The 1890-nt window shown below is 67.4% G+C and carries 4 protein-coding genes and 1 pseudogene; all 5 read left to right on the top strand.

What is annotated here, in order from left to right:
• The coding region (locus tag RHBS_RS29405; RefSeq protein WP_187298669.1) for an Asp23/Gls24 family envelope stress response protein at positions 1-271 on the top strand (271 nt) is incomplete at its 5' end.
• Complete coding sequence (locus tag RHBS_RS27385) at positions 268-810, top strand: DUF6286 domain-containing protein (RefSeq protein WP_128646908.1); 543 nt, start codon at positions 268-270, stop codon at positions 808-810. The genes RHBS_RS29405 and RHBS_RS27385, both read left to right, overlap by 4 nt.
• On the top strand, positions 807-1385 hold the full coding sequence (locus RHBS_RS27380; RefSeq protein ID WP_128646907.1) for a hypothetical protein: 579 nt from the start codon (positions 807-809) through the stop codon (positions 1383-1385). The genes RHBS_RS27385 and RHBS_RS27380 overlap by 4 nt, the downstream gene beginning before the upstream one ends.
• 51 nt (positions 1386-1436) lie before the next feature.
• Positions 1437-1502 (top strand): annotated as a pseudogene (locus tag RHBS_RS32440) (dTDP-glucose 4,6-dehydratase); the annotation flags it as partial.
• A gap of 50 nt (positions 1503-1552) precedes the next feature.
• Positions 1553-1890 (top strand): SDR family oxidoreductase (locus RHBS_RS27375; protein WP_374700679.1); only part of this gene is annotated, 338 nt, incomplete at its 3' end.

Here is a 1890-nt window from a genome sequence, read left to right as displayed (position 1 = left end):
CGACGCGGTCGCCGGGCCCCAGCCGGGACTACGCGTCCTCGGTGGGCGTGACCTGCCCAAGGCCGACGTGACGATCAGCGGCTCCCGCGTTCGCGCACAGGTCGCAGTGGCGGTCACCTGGCCCTCGCCGCTGGCGACGGTGGCCGCGAAGGTTCGCGCCGCTGTGGCACGGGACCTGTCCGAACTGGGCATCTACACCGTCGACCGCGTCGACGTCACCGTTCAATGCGTGCCCGCCGAGGCCACCCATGAAGAAGGGAGAGTGCAATGATCGAGAAGGCAAGCAAGAAGCCGGTTGCGAACCCCACCGCAGCCGTACCCGCAATTCTGTTCGCACTCGTCCTCATCGGTGCCGGAGTCGTCCTCGGCCGCGAGGCGCTGCTGAACCTCGGTGCCATCGACGGCCCCGAGTGGGTCGGCCCCGCCGCCACGAACCTGGACGGACTCACCGCGCAGTCGTGGATGCTGCCGGGAGGAATCGCCGCAGTCGTCGTCGGGTTCATTCTCGTCTTCGTTGCCATTCGTCCACGCCGACGCACCCACCGCGCCCTCTCCGAGCAGGACGTCTGGCTCCGCAAGGGCGACGTCGCAGCCGTTGCCCGCACCGCCGCTCTCGACAGCGTCGGCGTCGATTCCGCAACCGCCAAGGCCGGCAACAAGAAGGTCACCGTCGCCGTGAACACCGTCGCCGGCACGGACACCTCGGAGCTGAAGTCCTCCGTCGTCACCTCCGTGGACGACGCTCTCCGCCCACTCGCGTCGGCTCCGAAGGTCCGCACCCGAGTGCGAACGACAGGACAAGCCTCATGAAACGCGCTACCGCTTCGGTCGACCGAACCAGCACCGCCGTCGTCGGCCTTGCCCTGATCGCCCTCGGCGGCGGAGCGATCGCCTGGGAGCGCGGAAAGCTCCCCGGGCGCGAACGTCTCGACGCGGCGTTCGTCGACACCACCGTCGACGCCGGCTGGTGGCCCTGGGCTCTCGGAGCAGCCGCCATCGTCCTCGTTCTGCTCGGGCTGTGGTGGCTACTCGCGCACCTGCCGCGCCGTTCGGTCGGCACCGTCGCATTCGCCTCCACAGCGGATGCGGATGTCGACGGTCGGCTCAGCGTCGACCTGGGCACGGCTGCCCGAAGCGCGGCGAAGTCCCTGGCCACTCACGAAGGTGTCGTATCGGCAACCGGCCGTTCGGTGTCCGACCGCGGGCAGAGAGTCGTCGAGATCACCGCGACACTCGACCCCGCAGTGACATCGCTCGACAAGGTGGCAGGCGCGGCAGCACAGATGCGCAACGACATCGTGACATCTCTCGACGGAACACCGGCAGCCGTCCGAATCCTGCTGCAATGCGGCCAGTCTCGAAAGCAGGCAGTTCGCGTCAGCTGAGCCGATTTCGTCGCTTCCCGCCAACAATCGTCATGCCGTACACTGTACGGCATGACGATTTTGGTGACCGGTGCCACGGGCAATATCGGCCGTATGGTCGTCGACCACCTTGTGGCCGCGGGTCGGACCGACGTGCGTGCGTTGACCAACCATCCTCGCGCGCACGATTGCCAGCGGGCGTGGAGATCGCCGAGGGGTTCCTCGGCCGGCTGGATTCCCTGCCCGACGCCCTGGTCGGCGTCGATCAGATCTATCTGGCTCCGTATCCGAACACGATCGCACCTGTGCTCGAACTCGCCCGCGATGCCGGAGTCAGGCACGTCGTCGATCTCGCCGGCCCACCGGAGAACTGGTGGCACCCGATCTCGGTAGCGGTCGAGCAGTCCGGAATGCAGTGGACTCATCTGTGGCCAGGCGAATTCATGGAGAACTCGACGATGTGGGCGGAGCGAATCATCGAGTCCGATTGCGTCCGTGAGCCGTTTCCCGATGCTGCCAACGCCCC

The sequence above is a fragment of the Rhodococcus sp. BS-15 genome, from assembly GCF_000813105.1.
In the GTDB taxonomy this organism is placed as follows: Bacteria; Actinomycetota; Actinomycetes; order Mycobacteriales; family Mycobacteriaceae; genus Rhodococcoides.
This window is presented reverse-complemented; position numbering and strand designations above follow the sequence as displayed.

Excerpts from the sequence above, each read along its gene's own strand:
- RHBS_RS27385 (WP_128646908.1), top strand. The coding sequence starts at position 268 with ATGATCGAGAAGGCAAGCAAGAAGCCGGTTGCGAACCCCACCGCAGCC.
- RHBS_RS27380 (WP_128646907.1), top strand. The coding sequence starts at position 807 with ATGAAACGCGCTACCGCTTCGGTCGACCGAACCAGCACCGCCGTCGTC.